Source organism: Lysobacter concretionis Ko07 = DSM 16239, from assembly GCF_000768345.1.
In the GTDB taxonomy this organism is placed as follows: Bacteria; Pseudomonadota; Gammaproteobacteria; order Xanthomonadales; family Xanthomonadaceae; genus Novilysobacter; species Novilysobacter concretionis.
Map to the genome: position 1 here is coordinate 401,845 of NZ_AVPS01000004.1, position 15,021 is coordinate 416,865.

Here is a 15,021-nt window from a genome sequence, read left to right on the forward strand (position 1 = left end):
AGCCATCCGTGGCGAAGTATCGCCAGCGCTGGGTCGCCCGGCCCGGACATCCTTGTCCGGGCACTCGCGGCCGCGCGGACTGCCATTCAAGGCATTCCGCAAACGCGGCTACTCGCCCAGGTCGAGGAATTTTTCCGCGTCCAGCGCCGCCATGCAGCCGAAGCCGGCCGAGGTGATCGCCTGGCGGTAGACCTGGTCGGCCACGTCACCGGCGGCGAACACGCCGCGTACCGAAGTCTGGGTGGCGTTGCCGTCCAGGCCGGACTTGATCTGCAGGTAGCCGCCCTTCATGTCCAGCTGGCCCTCGAACAGCGAGGTGTTCGGGGTGTGGCCGATGGCGACGAAGAAGCCGTTGACCGCGATCTCGCGGGTGCGGTCGTCCTTGGTCGAGCGCAGGCGCATGCCGGTAACGCCGGTGTCATCGCCCAGCACCTCGTCCACGGAGTGATCCCAGACCAGCTCGATCTTGCCGGTCTGGGCCTTGGCGAACAGCTTGTCCTGCAGGATCTTCTCCGCCCGCAGGCTGTCGCGGCGATGCACCAGATAGACCTTGCGCGCGATGTTGGACAGGTACAGCGCTTCCTCGACCGCGGTATTGCCGCCGCCGATCACCGCCACTTCCTGCTCCTTGTAGAAGAACCCGTCGCAGGTCGCGCAGGCCGACACGCCCTTGCCCATGTACTTGGTCTCGGACTCGATGCCCAGGTACTTGGCGCTGGCGCCGGTGGCGATCACCAGCGCGTCGCATGTGTATTCGCCGCTGTCACCGGCCAGCCGGAACGGCCGCTGCGACAGGTCGGCGGAATGGATGTGGTCGAACACCACCTCGGTATCGAAGCGCTCGGCATGGGCCTGCATGCGCGTCATCAGGTCCGGGCCCTGCAGGCCGTGGGCGTCGCCGGGCCAGTTGTCGACGTCGGTGGTGGTCATCAATTGACCGCCCATCTGCATGCCGGTGATCAGCAAGGGCTTGAGGTTGGCGCGGGCGGCATAGACCGCCGACGTCCAGCCGGCGGGGCCGGAGCCGAGGATGATGAGGCGGGCGTGCTTGCTTGGGGTCATGGGTATAATCGCGAAGGTTGGAGGATGCGCCGGAGCGGCGTCGGGCGTGGCCCGGTCAGGCGGCCGATGGGGTTGATAGCTTGGCGGCGACCTACCGGCAACACAAGGCGGACACGGGGATGCAGCGTTGCAACCCGCCGCGCTGATCGGCCGACGTGTACTTTTCACGTATATTCAATGGCTAACGCAACTTAGCTAAGGCAGAACATCACGGTGGCGCAAGCGTCCACGGCATCCCGCAGGAAAAAAACGACCGACGCCACGCGCGACTCGGGACCGTCGCCGAAGCGGCAACAGCTGATGCGCGACATAGCGATGATCGCGATCGCGCCGCTGTTGTTGTACCTGTTCGCCAGCCTGCTCACGTTCTCGCCGACCGATCCGGGCTGGTCGCAGTCGGGCAGCGTCACCGCGCCGCTGCACAACGTCGGCGGCCGGGTCGGGGCGTGGCTGGCGGACGTGCTGCTGTACCTGACGGGTTACGTCGCTTTTCTGTTGCCGGTCATGCTCGGCCTGGTCGCCTGGATCGCCCTGTTCGGCATGGACATCGACGGCGATGGCGATGCCGACCTGGGCCCTGCGCTGCGCCTGGTGGGGATCGTCGGCTTCCTGGTGTCGGCCACCGGCCTGCTGCAGCTGCGCGTGGGCCCGGTGCTCGATTTCTCCGCCGGCGCGGGCGGCATCCTCGGCCAACTGGTCGGGCGTTCGCTCTACAGCGGTTTCGGCCCGGTGGGCGGCAACCTGTTCCTGCTCGCGTTGCTGCTGGTTTCGGTGACCCTGGCGACCGGGATCTCGTGGCTGGCGGTAATGGACAGGATCGGCCACTGGGTGCTGGCGATGGGACCGCTGCTGTCGCGCCTGTTCCGCCGCGGCAGCAGGCAGGCCGCCGACTGGCAACAGACCCGTGCGATGCGCGAGGAGCGCGAGGAAGTGCGCAAGATCGACACCGAACTGCGCGCCAGGCGTGCGCCGGTGAAGATCGAGCCGCCGGCGCCGGCCGCGGTGGAGCGCAGCGACCGGGCCCGGCGCGAGCAGCAGATCCCGCTGCTCAACGTCGCCGATGGCACGGGTATCCCGCCGTTGTCGTTGCTGGACGATCCCAAGCCGCAGCCCAAGGGCTACAACGCCGACACGCTGGAAACCCTGTCGCGGCAGATCGAATTCAAGCTCAAGGATTTCCGCATCGATGCCACCGTGGTCGGTGCGTATCCCGGTCCGGTGATCACCCGGTTCGAGATCGAGCCGGCGCCGGGCATCAAGGTCAGCCAGATCAGTTCGCTCGACAAGGACATCGCGCGCGGCCTGTCGGTGAAGTCGGTACGCGTGGTCGACGTGATCCCGGGCAAGGCGGTGATCGGACTGGAAACGCCGAACACACAGCGCGAGATGATCTACCTGTCCGAGCTGCTTCGCTCGAAGGAATACGACAAGTCGTCCAGCCCGTTGACGATCGCGCTGGGCAAGGACATCGGTGGCCGTCCGACGGTCGCCGACCTGGCCCGGATGCCGCACCTGCTGGTGGCCGGCACCACCGGCTCGGGCAAGTCGGTCGGGGTCAACGCGATGGTGTTGAGCCTGCTGTACAAGGCGTCCGCGAAGGACGTGCGGATGCTGATGATCGACCCGAAGATGCTCGAGCTTTCGGTATACGAAGGCATCCCGCACCTGCTCGCGCCGGTGGTCACCGACATGAAGGAGGCCGCCAACGGCCTGCGCTGGTGCGTGGCCGAGATGGAGCGGCGCTACAAGCTGATGAGCGCGGTCGGCGTGCGCAACCTGGCCGGCTTCAACAAGAAGGTGCGCGACGCGATCGACGCCGGCCAGCCGATGAGCGACCCGCTGTTCAAGCCCAATCCCGAGATCAACGAAGTGGCGCCGCTGCTGGAACCGCTGCCGTTCATCGTGATCTTCATCGACGAATTCGCCGACATGATGATGATCGTCGGCAAGAAGGTCGAGGAGCTGATCGCCCGGCTGGCGCAGAAGTCGCGCGCCGCCGGCATCCACCTGATCCTGGCCACCCAACGGCCGTCGGTGGACGTCATCACCGGCCTGATCAAGGCCAACATCCCGACCCGCATCGCGTTCCAGGTGTCGAGCAAGATCGACTCGCGCACCATCCTCGACCAGTCCGGTGCGGAAACGCTGCTGGGCAACGGCGACATGCTGTACCTGCCGCCCGGCACGGCGATGCCGGAGCGCGTGCATGGCGCCTTCGTGTCCGACGAGGAAGTGCACCGCGTGGTCGAGTTCCTCAAGCAGAGCAGCGGCGGCCCCGACTACATCAACGGCGTGCTGGAGGAAGTGCAGACGATGGGCGACGGCGTGGTGGTCGGTGCCACCGGCCTGCCGGAGACCGCCAGCAGCGGCGACGAATCCGACCCCTTGTACGACGAGGCCGTGCGCGTGGTGACCGAGACCCGGCGCGCGTCCATCTCGGGCGTGCAGCGCCGGCTCAAGATCGGCTACAACCGCGCCGCCCGCCTGGTGGAGGCGATGGAAGCGGCCGGGATCGTCACCCCGCCGGAGCACAATGGCGACCGCAGCGTGCTCGCGCCGCCGCCACCGCGCGATTGACAGGCTTCCGACGACCGCGCTTCGTCGTGCTCTGGATCAGCTTCCGTAGGAGCGACGTAAGTCGCGATTGTCTCGACACCAGGAATCGCCGTGCAATCGCGACTTACGGCGTTCCTACATCGACGCGTGCGCTTTGCATCGATATCGGCCAGGACTGAACGAACCATCCAGCGTCGAACACCTATTCAGCCTGTCTCCCACACACTCCACACCCAGACCACGATCCGGAGATCGATTGCATGAACCAGATGATTCGCTGGAGCGCCGGCCTGCTGCTGGGCACGCTTGTCGCCGGTACCGCCTTTGCAGGAGCGCGTGACGATCTCACGAGCTTCACCAAGGGCCTGAAGGGGCTGGATGGGCAGTTCACCCAGCAGGTCTACGACGCCCAGGACCGCTTGAAGGAGACGTCCACCGGCCACGTGCAGTTGTCGGTGCCGCGCCTGTTCCGCTGGGAATATGTGAAGCCGTACCCGCAGGTCATCGTTGCCGATGGCAGGAAGGTCTGGATCTACGATCCCGACCTGGAGCAGGTGACCGTGCGCCCGCAAGGCGCGGAAGAGCAGGGCAGCCCGCTGGCGGCACTGTTCGAGCCGGCGACGCTGGACAAGAAGTTCGTGGTCAAGGAAGCCGGGGATGCCGACGGCTTGGCCTGGTTGAGCCTGACGCCCAGGAACGAGGACGAAGCCAGCTTCCGCTCCGCGCGGCTCGGCTTCTCCAACGCCCAACTGGTGAGGATGGAAGTGCAGGACGCCGTCGGCCAGCGCACCGAGATCAAGTTCGGTTCGTGGAGCCGCAACCCCGCGTTTGCCACTGGCACCTTCCGCTACACGCCACCCAAGGGCGTCGATGTGATCGGCGAAGGCTGAACGTAGGGCATCAGGCAAAGCCGTAATGCGCCGACACCGGGCGCGAAGGTCCGGCGCACCGGGTGATCGATGGCTGAACGATGTGGCGCATTACGCCTGCGGCTAATGCGCCCTACGTCTTCCGATCCACCTCAGTGACCGACGGCGGGAGCGATCCCGCCGTTTTCCGTTGCGGCGCAACGTTCCGCTTCCGCTCCACCGTAGGACGCATTGGGGCGAAGCCCGTAATGCGCCGGGGCTGGGTGCGTAGGCAACACCGTGGCTTTGTTACGCTGGCCACCCGATTCCCGCCTTGTCGAAGTGTCGCCTCCGTTGGCCAGATCCCGCACCCCGAATATCACCGTTTCCGGCCGCTCGGCCGACCTGCTCAGCGTTGAAAACAGCGCGCTGCGTCCACTGGCCGAAAGGATGCGGCCGGCCGCCCTGGACGGGATGGTCGGCCAACGCCGCCTGCTGGCGCCCGGATCGGCCCTGCGTCGCGCAGTCGAATCCGGCCGCGCCCATTCGATGATCCTGTGGGGGCCCCCGGGCTGCGGCAAGACCACGTTCGCGCTGCTGCTCGCGCAGTACACCGACGCCGAATTCCGCGCGATATCGGCCGTGCTGTCCGGCTTGCCCGAAGTGCGGCAGGTCCTGGCCGAGGCAGCGCAGCGGTTTGCCGAAGGCCGCCGCACGGTGTTGTTCGTCGACGAGGTGCACCGGTTCAACAAGACCCAGCAGGACGCCTTCCTGCCGCATATCGAACGCGGCACGATCCTGTTCGTCGGCGCCACCACCGAAAACCCGTCCTTCGAACTCAACTCCGCCTTGCTGTCGCGCTGCCGCGTGCACGTGATGGACGCGGTTTCCGCCGAGGACATCGCCATCGCCTTGCAGCGGGCGCTCGATGACGAGGACAACGGACTGGGCGGGCAGGGGCTGAAGGTGTCCGACGAGGCGCTGATGCAGATCGCCGGTGCCGCCGATGGAGACGTCCGCCGCGGTCTGACCCTGCTGGAGATCGCCGCCGAACTGGCGCTGGGCGAGCAGGGCGAGATCACCCAGGCCACGCTCGCCCAGGTGCTGGCCGACCGCACCCGCCGCTTCGACAAGGGTGGCGAGCAGTTCTACGACCAGATCTCCGCTTTGCACAAATCCGTGCGCAGCTCGAACCCGGATGCCGCGCTGTACTGGTTTGCCCGGATGATCGACGGTGGCTGCGATCCCGCCTACCTGGCCCGTCGGCTGACCCGCATGGCAACCGAGGACATCGGCCTGGCCGACCCGCGTGCGCAGCAGATGGCGATCGACGCGTGGGATACCTACGACCGCCTCGGCAGCCCCGAAGGCGACCTCGCGCTGGCGCAACTGGTGATCTATCTTGCCAGCACCGCCAAGTCCAACGCCGTCTATGCCGCCTTCAACACGGCCAAGAAGGACGTGCGCCAGTACGGCACCCAGGACGTTCCGCTGCACCTGCGCAATGCACCCACCAAGCTGATGAAGGAACTGGGCTACGCCAGGGGCTATCAGTACGACCACGATGCGGAAGGCGGCATCGCGCTGGACCAGACCGGCTTCCCCGATGCCATGGGCGAGCGGGTCTACTACCAGCCGGTGGAGCGGGGCATGGAAATCAAGCTCAGGGAAAAGCTCGACCGGTTACGCGCTGCACGCAATGCGGCGCGCAAATAAACGCGTGCGGTCCGGTCTCCGGAAGTCTGGAACGCCAAAGGTGTAACAAGCGCGACACAAAGGGTGTAACGGCATTGATACACCTGCGTTTGACGAACCGGTCGGTTTCCGGTCCGGTCTACCGGCCTTTACCGGCGGCGTATCGTCAATCCGTGCGGTTTTCCCCACCGGCGTGTATCACGAATGAAACACTTTCCGGGCGATTTGCCATCGGGAGGAAACAGACGCTCCGGCCGCAGCCGGCTCCAGGCAAGGCTGCGGCAGGCGCCCGGCGGCCTGGCGGGGTTTTGGCACGGCTGATGCGTTGATCTATGGGTGCCATGACCGGCTCCTCCCCCTCCTTTTTGCCGGCCGGCACACTTTTTAAGGAGAACGACCATGCGCATTCGCAAAACCATCGTGGCATCGGCAGTGCTCATCGCACTTGGATTTACCGGCCAGGCATGGGCCCAGTCCGCGGACGAAGCCGGCCCTGGTGACAACAGCCAGACCATAGAAGACAACGACACCACGGATGTCGCCCTTGACGTTGCGGTGGATGTCGACGCCAGCGAGGACTTCAGCGGTGACAACCGCGACAACCGCGGCCAGGCAGACGCTTCGGGGCAGGGCAGCGCGGCTGCCAACAACAACAGCACCGCCACGGCGAACTGGGCGAGCTCATTCAACACCAACAAGGCCATCGCAAAAACTGAACTGAATGGCTATGTCAGCGGTGTCAGCGTCTATGACATCGGCAACGTGGCCCGCAATACCGGCAATGCCAATGGCGGCGACGGTGGCAATGGCGGTGACGGCACCGGCGGTGAAGGCAGCGGTGGCGACGGGCTTGCCGGCAGCGGCGGCGACAGCGGCAGCGCGATCGCGGCCAGCGTGCGTCTTGGCTCCGCATCCAGCGACAGCGGCGATGCCGGTTCCTCGTCCGACTCCGATGCCGACTCGGCGGCGGGCGCCATTGCCTACGCCGATACCTATGCCGATGCGTATCCCAGCGCGACGGCGGATGCGCGTGAGCGCCGCGCGGGCGATTCGACCGCCGACGCAACGGCGGATGCGACGGCCGATGCCACTTCCGACACGGCCGCGACGTCGACGTCGGGTGATGCGACATCTGATGCAACGGCCAGTGCCGATTCCGGCAGTGCCGACAGCGCCGATTCCGGCTTTAGCGGCGACGCCACGGCCAGCACCGGACGCGGCGGCGATGGCGGGCAGGGCATCGGTGGCAGCGGCACCGGCGGTGATGGCATCGGTGGCAACGGCGGGCGCGGCGGCGATGGCGGCTCGACCTCGGCCGATGCCGGCAGCTTCGACATGTCCAATTACATGAATGGCTCGGCCAATGCGGCCGCCGGGATCATGGTCGTTGCCCAGAACAGCGGTGCAGCGTCGTTGATCCAGCAGGGCGTGACCGTCCAGGCCAACCTGTCGGTCGGCGGCCAATAAGCGTTCCCGCGTGCGTCGCGGCCCGGTGCCGCGACGAGTGATGCGGGTCGGCCAGCGCTGCCCGTGACGGGCAGTCCGGAGGACGGCAGTGGCGACACTGCCGTCGATGTGCCGGCCGGAACGCAAGCTATCCAAGGAGATCGATCATGCGCCGATACTGCGCTGTCCGCCGCCCCCGCGTGGGTGGCCTGTTGATGTTGTGCCCACGGGTTTTGGGCCCCCTGGTTTTGGGCCTGGCGTGCTGCTTCGGAACGGTAATCGCCGGCGAGCCGGGACTGACCGGTGAGCCTGATGTTTCCGTTCTGCCCCTCCACTTGTCGGACGGCGTCACTGCGCCGACGATGGCGGCCAACGCCGGCGAGCTGCCGATGCCGATTCATCAAAACGTCGACGGTTTTGGCGTTGCGGTCGGACCCACCGATCTGGACAAGCTGCGTGGCGGCGATGCCCAGAACGACATCCGCAACAACGGCACGGTGACCGGCAACCACGCCGACAATGTCACCAGCGGTACCAACACCCTGACCGGCAATGCGTTCGCGGATGCGACTGGCATCAATACCGTGATCCAGAACAGCGGCTCCAACGTGCTGGTGCAGAACGCGATGATCGTCAATGTGCAGTTCGCAGATCCGGGGCTGTGAAACGCGTGGCGAACTGGCTTGCACTGTTGCTGGGCGCAGCCACGCTCATGGTGCCTTGGGAGGCCCCTGCCTCATCCGTGGAAATGCGTACACCGCATGGGGGCAGCTACACGCTGAAGCTGACCAGCCTGAAGGAAGCACGGTTCAAGACCACGGTGGCCCAGCGGTACGACTTCAGTTGCGGATCGGCAGCCACCGCGACCTTGCTGACTTACCAGTACGGCCACCCGGTCAGCGAGGAGCAGGTGTTCCTGCAGATGTACCGGCACGGCAACCAGCCCAAGATCCGTACGGAGGGGTTCTCGCTGCTCGACATGCGTCGTTACCTTGCGTCGGAAGGATTCATCGCCGACGGATTCGAGTTGCCTGTGGAAAAACTGCTGGAGGAGGGGCTGCCAGCCATCGTGCTGCTCAACGACCGTGGCTATCGGCACTTTGTCGTGATCAAGGGCTTGCGTGACGGGCGGGTGTTGCTGGGCGATCCGGCACGCGGCACGCGGGCGATGTCGGTCCGCCGTTTCCGGGCGCTGTGGGACAACGGCGTGTTGTTCGTGATCCACAACCGGCGTGAAGTCGCCCGGTTCAATCAGACACGCGACTGGCGCACCGCGCCACCAGCACCATTGCAGGCGGGAATCGGCCGCCAGGGGCTGTACGACATCGTGATGCCGAAGTTCGGGCCAGGAGATATTTGATGAGAACGGATCGCTGCAGCCTGCTTCTGGCCTGCCTGCTGGGTGGTGCGGCATGGCCGTGCATCGCAGGGGGGCCGGTGGATGCGGTAAGCCGCCATCTGGGACCGGAGTGGGTTGCGGTCCCGGCCGGGCAGCTGGATGTCATGCGCGGCGGTTTCGAGCTGCCTTCGGGTCTGGTTGCCTCGTTCGGCATCGAGCGGCTGGTCTATGTCAACGGAGCCCTGGTGGCCACGGCGAGCGTGCATATACCCGATATCGGCCGCATGACGCCGGAGCAGGCGCAGGGGCTGGCGGAAGTGAAGCAGGGCATGCACGTCCAGGTTGGAGGCGGAAATACGTTCAACCCAACAGGTGCGATCAACGGGCTTGTGATCCAGAACACCCTCGATGGCCAGGACATCCGCTCGCTGACCACGCTCGACGTGGAAGTCGGGACGTTGGGGATGTTCCAGGAGTTGAATGCCAATGCCGCATTGCAAAGCGCGTTGCAGGGTGCGGCAGGGTCCCCGTGATCGCTTCGTGATTCCATTGTGGGGCGGCGTCTTCGCCCAACCAGGACAGATCAGTCTGATGAAGAAACGGACGATGGGTTTCACGGTGTGCTCGGTGGCGATGGCCAGTTGTCTGTCGCTCGCCATCGCCGGGCGGGTGCAGGCACAGAGTGTCGTGGGCGGTTCCGAGGCTGTACCCGATCACGGTGCCCGGCTCGACTCGCTGCAACGACAGCTCGACCAGCAATCGGAACGCCTGGACACGCTGCGCAGCCAGATGGTCGAGCAGGAGAGCAGCGTTGCGATGCTGCAACGTGCGCTGGACGAGGAGCGGTTGGCGACGGCACGCGGACGTGGAACTGCGGCTGCGCCATGGATTCAGGGTCGAAGCGATCCGGTTCCGGCGCCGCCCGCCACTGCATCGGCTGTCGCCCGGACCCCGCCGGCCGACCCGCGGAGCAAGCCGCAACCGGTCGGTCGCGCGCCCGAACAGAGCCTGCGGCCCCCCGAAGTCGCGCAGATCTTCGACCAGCCTGGCGTCCTGACGCCGAAGGGCAGCTTCGTGCTCGAACCGGCCCTGCAATTCGGCTATTCCTCGAGCAATCGCGTCGCGCTGGTCGGCTACACCATCATCCCGGCCATCCTGATCGGCCTGATTGACGTGCGTCAGGTCAAGACCACCACCGGCACAGTGGCATTGACCGGTCGTTACGGCCTGACCAATCGGCTGGAGGTCGAGGCCAAGGTGCCCTATGTCTACACCAGCAGCGATACGGTCAGTCGCGAGATCTTCACCGGCAGCGCGGTGGACAACGTGTTCAACGCCAGCGGCAACGGTATCGGTGACGTCGAGGCCACAGTGCGCATGCAGCTCAACCGAGGCGGGCCGGACAAGCCTTTCTATGTCGGCTGGCTGCGCTACAAGAGCAGCACCGGCAAGGACCCGTTCGAGGTCGTCACCGACTGCGTGACCCGCTGCGTCGCCAATGCCACCGGTACCGGCCTGCCGCTGGAACTGCCGACCGGCAGCGGCTTCCAGGCGATCCAGCCCGGCGTCACCTGGCTGTACCCGTCCGACCCGGTGGTGTTCTTCGGCAGCCTGAGCTACCTGCACAACTTCAAGCGCAGCAATGTCGTCCGCACGGTGCTGACTGGGGCGCCGGAAGGATTCCCGCAAACCGTGGGCGAGCCGATCGGCACCATCGAGGCGGGCGACATCTGGGGGTTCAACGTCGGCATGGGGCTGGCACTGAACGAGAAGGCCGCGATCAGCATCGGCTACGACACCAGCTTCGTCGGCAAGACCCAGCAGAACGGCGGAGACGCACCGGGCGCTGTCCGGGTCACCCTCGGGACATTGCTGCTGGGAGCGTCCTACCGCTTCAGCGACGATTACACGTTGAACGTCGCCCTCGGCGTTGGCGTGACCCGCGACACGCCCGATGTCACCTTGACGGCGCGTGTGCCCATCACGTTCTAGGAAGGATCCGAACCAGTGCCCTCGTCCCGGCGGAGACGGGGATCCAGTGACGAGCTGCAGACCTTTCCCGGTGCCGGGTGATTTGGTTTCGGCCGATGCCAACCTTCATTGCGGGGCGGGGATGGCGCCACGAAGCTGGGATGCGACGGATCGCATCGAAGGCAAGTGGAGAGGCCGCAACATCTTCTCGTTGAGAGGCCGCAACATCTTCTCGCTGGGTGGTCAGTATTGGCGGGAGGATGCGCTGGCTTGGACGCGCATGCGGTCGGCGGCACGGCGGTCAGCTTGATGGCGGGGCCGGTCAATCGGGACGCTTGGCGGGCACGAACGGAGAGACAGGATCACTCGCCGGGAAGGTCTCCTCCAATGCTTCGTCCTGATTTTCACTCTCGTGCTCTTTCCGCTTCTGCCGTTGCTCGGGCAGCTCGCGCACGCCGGGCTTGCTGTCAGGCGCGGGAGGGTCTTTTCGGTCTCGAACGGTCATTTTGGATGCCTCCAGAACTCTGGGGAACAGCCAATTTGAGCCAGCGCACGGAAGTCCTGCGTGAAAGCCGCCGCGAGGGCAGGGCGACGGGGGTGCTGCTTTGCTACGCTCGCCTCAACTCACAAGGAGAGTGGAGCGATGCGAACCTGGTTCTTCTGTCTGGCTTTGGCCAGCTTCGGCGCTTCGGCGCAGTCGGTTTACAAGTGCGTCGACAAAGGGGGCGTAACCAGCTTCCAGTCGGAGCCCTGCAGTCATGCAGCGCAGGTCAAGAAAACCTGGGACGCCACTCCCGAGCCGCTGAACAGCGCCGAGCAGCAGCGAATCCATAGCGCCAGGAAAAAATCCGCGAGCGATGCGGCATACCTTGCACACCTCGCCCGGGGGAATGCGCCTCGCATGGGTGCGGTGGTCAGGGCTGTGCCCAATCGTTGTGAGGCGATGAAGCGACAGCGCGACAATGCCTATGAGAAAAACCCCAAACGGAACATGGCGTTCATGCGGTACTGGGGCGACAAAGTGCATGAGGCGTGCAAATAGGACGGGGGAACAACTCCACCTTTGGATCTGGCGTTGCAGGGCGTCGGTGTTCTTGGCGGTTGTTCGGGGGGATTACCGGGGCTTCCCGACGGATCTGGTCTTGGAGCGGCGTTATGAGGTAAAGACTAGAACCACTTTTTCCGCTTGCCGATCCACGCCGCCACCATTGTGATGCCCACCATCACGGCGATCGCAGCCCAGAAGCCGAAACTGGCGGTCTCGAACAGGGAGGCCTTGAAGTTCATGCCCAGAGCGCCCGCGATGACGGTCTGACAGCCGATGATGACCGTGGCAAAGGTCAGAACGCGCATGACGCTGTTCGTGCGCAAGGCGATTTGATTGCTGAACAGTTCGAAGGTGCCGACCACCAGGCTGCGGGTATTTTCCACCGCGGCCATGGCGCGATTGAAGTGCTCGTCCACTCTCCGGAAATGTCCGATCGTCACTTCATCATCCTCAGGATCGAAGTCGGGACGGCTCAAACCGGAGAACACGCCACGGTGCGGAGCCAGCATGCGCCGAAGGCACGATGCCCCGCGCCGTAGACGACTCAATTGACGTGTGCTCTCGTTCTGAGACCCGTCCAGGATCGACTCCTCCAGATGCTCGACTGCCACCTCGAAATCCGAAACCGCGTCGAAGTAGGTGTCCAGATGCCAATCGAGCAATGAGGCGACGAAGCTTGGAGCAGTCAATAATCCCAGCTTTGTTTCGCCGTGCTCACGCTTTCGCAGTGATGGAATAAATTCGATCGGCTTGTGGTGCACCGTTATGACCACATTCGGTCCCGCCGCGATCGCCAGCATGGTGCCCTCAAACTCCAGGCCACCGCGATGCTCGACCGCGATCGCATGGATGAACATGAATTTCCCGTAGCGCCGCAGTTGGGGGGCCGATGCCCGTCCGGCGAGATGGGTGCACCCTGCGCTGGGCACTTGGAGCGCGCGGCAAACGTCAGCAACAAGCTCGGGCGAATCGCGGTCGATATCCACCCAGAGCAGGTCATCGTCGTGGGTGGGCGGCATGAGTTTGTCCATCGACAACTGCCGGTCGGATCCGTCGGCGCAGTACAAAGTGATATGCGCGCTTCGGTCCGCTTCTTTCTGTGAACCGTCCTGGTCGCTGCTGTTGCTGATCATGCAGAGTCTCCGGTGTTTCACATCTGCAAGCACTCCCGGCGGACATATCTTAAACATCGCCCACCAGTTTCGTGTGATGCCGAAACGCCCATTCCGAGGTAAAGATCCGCAGATTCCGGGCGGCCGGAGTTCGGCCTTTCCCGGAGGCCAGTAACCGGATGGTGCACACCCGAGATGTCCGCTTTCGCGGCGCTTGCTGCAACGGGTGATGGCCGGCGGCGTGCGCAGCGAGCGCGCGAGCGGTGCGGGAAACGCCAGGACGCTGAATGGTTCATCCGCCTGGCATGTATCGAAGCCTACGTGCACCACACATTCGCGCATGCGTACTGCCGGCGGAAATGGATTCACCTTCCCTGCACCGCAGGCGGGAGACGGTTGTCTCTCGACCGCACGCAAGGTGAAGCAGATGGCACAGGACATCCTGAAAACGCTGAAGGCCGAACACGATGTCTTGCGCGGACTGTTCGCCGACCTCAAGGAGACGACAGACCGCGCGGTCAAGAAGCGCGCCGATCTTCTTGGGAAGATCGAGTCGGCGTTGATACCCCATGCGAAATGGGAAGAGGAGGTCTTCTACCCCGCGTTCAAGGAGCGGGCAGACCGTGATGGCTTGCAGACCCATGCGGAGGCGCTGGCCGAGCACCATGCCGTCGAAAACAGCGTCCTCCCCGAGGTCCATGCCGCCGCTCCGGGAACTCCCGTGTTTGCGGGGCGAACGAAGGTCTTCGGCGAGTTCATAGAACATCACGCCAAGGAAGAAGAGACGACGATGTTCAAAATGGCGCGCGAGCTGTTTTCCCCGGACGAGCGGGCCCGGCTCGATGAGGATTACGAAATGTGGAAGCAGTCGAATCCCGTCGGCAGCTTGATCGCGGCCCAAAAGGCCAAGGCGGCCTCAAGGGCGCCATGAAACCTCCACCAGCCGCCTCGACATGACCCCTTCCAGTCCTTCCGACCACGAACAGCAAAACGCAACTACAGGCATGGACGCGGTGATGCGGCATCACCGCGCCGCGTGGCGCGTCGAACGTGTTGGTTGGATCATCATCGCGCTGCTGTTGACAGCGACGCTGCTCGGGGCTTTCGGCGGTGGTCCGATCAGCCATGCCCGATCCGGCTCGACGCAGGCGTTGGCGGTCGAGTACGACCGCCTGTTGCGATCCCATGCTCCGACGGAGTACCGGTTCCAGGCCCATCCCTCGGTCGCGACGGGCGGCGTCGTGCGCCTGCGGATCGACAACGTCCTGATGGATCTCATGGAAGTGGATTCCATCGTCCCGGCGCCTGATGCGCAGATGGGAGGCGTTGGCTATACCGAGTTCGCGTTCCTGATGGCGGCGTCGGCGACCTCACCGATCAGCATCGTTATCCGCTTCCGGCCGGCCACATTCGGGCGTTACACCGGCCAGGTGTCCGTGGCGGGTGCCGCGCCGCTCTCGATTGACCACGTTGTCTACCCCTGAGGTGGTGTCAGATGGAATCGGTGCTGCGCGGAATCATCATCTATCTGTTCCTGTGGCTCATCTTCCGCATCTCGGGAAAACGAACGCTGGCGGAAACCACGCCATTCGAGCTGGTGCTGCTTCTGATCATTTCCGAGGTGACCAATCAGGCGATGGTCGACAGCGATAACTCGGTCACCAACGCGATCATCCTGATCATGACGCTGACCGGCATGAGCGTCCTGCTCTCATTCTTCAAGCATTACTCCGCCGCGGCCAACCGATGGCTGGAAGGGCTGCCCTTGCCCCTGATCAAAGAAGGGAAGGTGCTGAAGGAAAATCTCGACAAGGCGCGCGTCGACGAGCAGGAGATCCTGATGTCCGCCCGCTACACGCAAGGCATCGAGCGGCTGGAGGACATCAAGGAGGCGACGGTCGAGAACGACGGCAAGATCTCGGTCATCCCTCGGCAACGGTGACA

The 15,021-nt window shown here is 64.7% G+C and carries 15 protein-coding genes; 12 read left to right on the forward strand and 3 right to left on the reverse strand.

What is annotated here, in order from left to right; all coding sequences use genetic code 11:
* Positions 1–108: 108 nt before the first annotated feature.
* A complete protein-coding gene (trxB, locus tag N792_RS06350; RefSeq protein ID WP_036193459.1) occupies positions 109–1,062 on the reverse strand; it encodes a thioredoxin-disulfide reductase in 954 nt (317 codons plus the stop codon).
* A 213-nt stretch (positions 1,063–1,275) separates the two neighbouring features.
* On the opposite strand from trxB, the gene N792_RS06355 reads away from it, so the two are divergent.
* The 8 genes from N792_RS06355 to N792_RS06390 all read left to right on the forward strand — a co-directional run bounded on the left by N792_RS06355 (position 1,276) and on the right by N792_RS06390 (position 10,938).
* On the forward strand, positions 1,276–3,639 hold the full coding sequence (locus N792_RS06355) for a DNA translocase FtsK (RefSeq protein ID WP_036193463.1): 2,364 nt from the start codon (positions 1,276–1,278) through the stop codon (positions 3,637–3,639).
* A 239-nt stretch (positions 3,640–3,878) separates the two neighbouring features.
* On the forward strand, positions 3,879–4,508 hold the full coding sequence (gene lolA, locus N792_RS06360; RefSeq protein ID WP_036193465.1) for an outer membrane lipoprotein periplasmic chaperone LolA: 630 nt from the start codon (positions 3,879–3,881) through the stop codon (positions 4,506–4,508).
* 408 nt (positions 4,509–4,916) lie between these two features.
* Positions 4,917–6,182 carry a replication-associated recombination protein A gene (locus N792_RS06365; protein ID WP_084105486.1) on the forward strand — a complete coding sequence of 422 codons (1,266 nt, stop codon included), beginning with the start codon at positions 4,917–4,919 and terminating at the stop codon, positions 6,180–6,182.
* Positions 6,183–6,560: 378 nt separating this feature from the next.
* Entirely contained in the window at positions 6,561–7,628 is a 1,068-nt protein-coding gene (locus N792_RS06370) for a hypothetical protein (protein ID WP_036193468.1), read from the forward strand.
* A gap of 146 nt (positions 7,629–7,774) precedes the next feature.
* On the forward strand, positions 7,775–8,272 hold the full coding sequence (locus tag N792_RS14170; RefSeq protein ID WP_224743848.1) for a hypothetical protein: 498 nt from the start codon (positions 7,775–7,777) through the stop codon (positions 8,270–8,272).
* Positions 8,273–8,355: 83 nt separating this feature from the next.
* Positions 8,356–8,967: a C39 family peptidase gene (locus N792_RS06380; protein WP_224743847.1), complete on the forward strand. Its 612-nt coding sequence runs from the start codon at positions 8,356–8,358 to the stop codon at positions 8,965–8,967.
* Positions 8,967–9,479 carry a hypothetical protein gene (locus N792_RS06385; RefSeq protein ID WP_052103557.1) on the forward strand — a complete coding sequence of 171 codons (513 nt, stop codon included), beginning with the start codon at positions 8,967–8,969 and terminating at the stop codon, positions 9,477–9,479. The genes N792_RS06380 and N792_RS06385 overlap by 1 nt, the downstream gene beginning before the upstream one ends.
* A gap of 58 nt (positions 9,480–9,537) precedes the next feature.
* The gene (locus tag N792_RS06390) at positions 9,538–10,938 is read left to right on the forward strand and encodes an autotransporter outer membrane beta-barrel domain-containing protein (protein ID WP_036193470.1); all 1,401 of its coding nucleotides are present in this window, start codon (positions 9,538–9,540) and stop codon (positions 10,936–10,938) included.
* Between the two features lie 301 nt (positions 10,939–11,239).
* Here N792_RS06390 and N792_RS13760 read toward each other — a convergent pair whose 3' ends face one another.
* Positions 11,240–11,422: a hypothetical protein gene (locus N792_RS13760; RefSeq protein WP_084105462.1), complete on the reverse strand. Its 183-nt coding sequence runs from the start codon at positions 11,420–11,422 to the stop codon at positions 11,240–11,242.
* A 138-nt stretch (positions 11,423–11,560) separates the two neighbouring features.
* Here N792_RS13760 and N792_RS13435 point away from each other — a divergent pair, with 138 nt between their 5' ends.
* A complete protein-coding gene (locus tag N792_RS13435; protein ID WP_052103559.1) occupies positions 11,561–11,959 on the forward strand; it encodes a DUF4124 domain-containing protein in 399 nt (132 codons plus the stop codon).
* Positions 11,960–12,084: 125 nt separating this feature from the next.
* On the opposite strand, the gene N792_RS06400 is transcribed toward N792_RS13435, so the two are convergent.
* Positions 12,085–13,098, reverse strand: coding sequence for a magnesium transporter CorA family protein (locus tag N792_RS06400; RefSeq protein ID WP_036193472.1), 1,014 nt, complete (start codon positions 13,096–13,098; stop codon positions 12,085–12,087).
* Positions 13,099–13,417: 319 nt separating this feature from the next.
* On the opposite strand from N792_RS06400, the gene N792_RS06405 reads away from it, so the two are divergent.
* From N792_RS06405 to N792_RS06415, 3 genes are all read left to right on the forward strand, one after another.
* Positions 13,418–14,008, forward strand: a complete 591-nt coding sequence (locus tag N792_RS06405; RefSeq protein ID WP_224743846.1) for a hemerythrin domain-containing protein — start codon at positions 13,418–13,420, stop codon at positions 14,006–14,008.
* A 73-nt stretch (positions 14,009–14,081) separates the two neighbouring features.
* Entirely contained in the window at positions 14,082–14,561 is a 480-nt protein-coding gene (locus tag N792_RS06410; RefSeq protein ID WP_036193474.1) for a hypothetical protein, read from the forward strand.
* A gap of 11 nt (positions 14,562–14,572) precedes the next feature.
* The gene (locus tag N792_RS06415) at positions 14,573–15,019 is read left to right on the forward strand and encodes a DUF421 domain-containing protein (RefSeq protein ID WP_036193477.1); all 447 of its coding nucleotides are present in this window, start codon (positions 14,573–14,575) and stop codon (positions 15,017–15,019) included.
* Positions 15,020–15,021: the final 2 nt, after the last annotated feature.

Excerpts from the sequence above, each read along its gene's own strand:
- trxB (WP_036193459.1), bottom strand. The coding sequence starts at position 1,062 with ATGACCCCAAGCAAGCACGCCCGCCTCATCATCCTCGGCTCCGGCCCC.
- lolA (WP_036193465.1), top strand. The coding sequence starts at position 3,879 with ATGAACCAGATGATTCGCTGGAGCGCCGGCCTGCTGCTGGGCACGCTT.
- N792_RS06365 (WP_084105486.1), top strand. The coding sequence starts at position 4,917 with ATGCGGCCGGCCGCCCTGGACGGGATGGTCGGCCAACGCCGCCTGCTG.
- N792_RS06370 (WP_036193468.1), top strand. The coding sequence starts at position 6,561 with ATGCGCATTCGCAAAACCATCGTGGCATCGGCAGTGCTCATCGCACTT.
- N792_RS14170 (WP_224743848.1), top strand. The coding sequence starts at position 7,775 with ATGCGCCGATACTGCGCTGTCCGCCGCCCCCGCGTGGGTGGCCTGTTG.
- N792_RS06380 (WP_224743847.1), top strand. The coding sequence starts at position 8,356 with ATGCGTACACCGCATGGGGGCAGCTACACGCTGAAGCTGACCAGCCTG.
- N792_RS06385 (WP_052103557.1), top strand. The coding sequence starts at position 8,967 with ATGAGAACGGATCGCTGCAGCCTGCTTCTGGCCTGCCTGCTGGGTGGT.
- N792_RS06390 (WP_036193470.1), top strand. The coding sequence starts at position 9,538 with ATGAAGAAACGGACGATGGGTTTCACGGTGTGCTCGGTGGCGATGGCC.
- N792_RS13760 (WP_084105462.1), bottom strand. The coding sequence starts at position 11,422 with ATGACCGTTCGAGACCGAAAAGACCCTCCCGCGCCTGACAGCAAGCCC.
- N792_RS13435 (WP_052103559.1), top strand. The coding sequence starts at position 11,561 with ATGCGAACCTGGTTCTTCTGTCTGGCTTTGGCCAGCTTCGGCGCTTCG.
- N792_RS06400 (WP_036193472.1), bottom strand. The coding sequence starts at position 13,098 with ATGATCAGCAACAGCAGCGACCAGGACGGTTCACAGAAAGAAGCGGAC.
- N792_RS06405 (WP_224743846.1), top strand. The coding sequence starts at position 13,418 with ATGCGTACTGCCGGCGGAAATGGATTCACCTTCCCTGCACCGCAGGCG.
- N792_RS06410 (WP_036193474.1), top strand. The coding sequence starts at position 14,082 with ATGGACGCGGTGATGCGGCATCACCGCGCCGCGTGGCGCGTCGAACGT.
- N792_RS06415 (WP_036193477.1), top strand. The coding sequence starts at position 14,573 with ATGGAATCGGTGCTGCGCGGAATCATCATCTATCTGTTCCTGTGGCTC.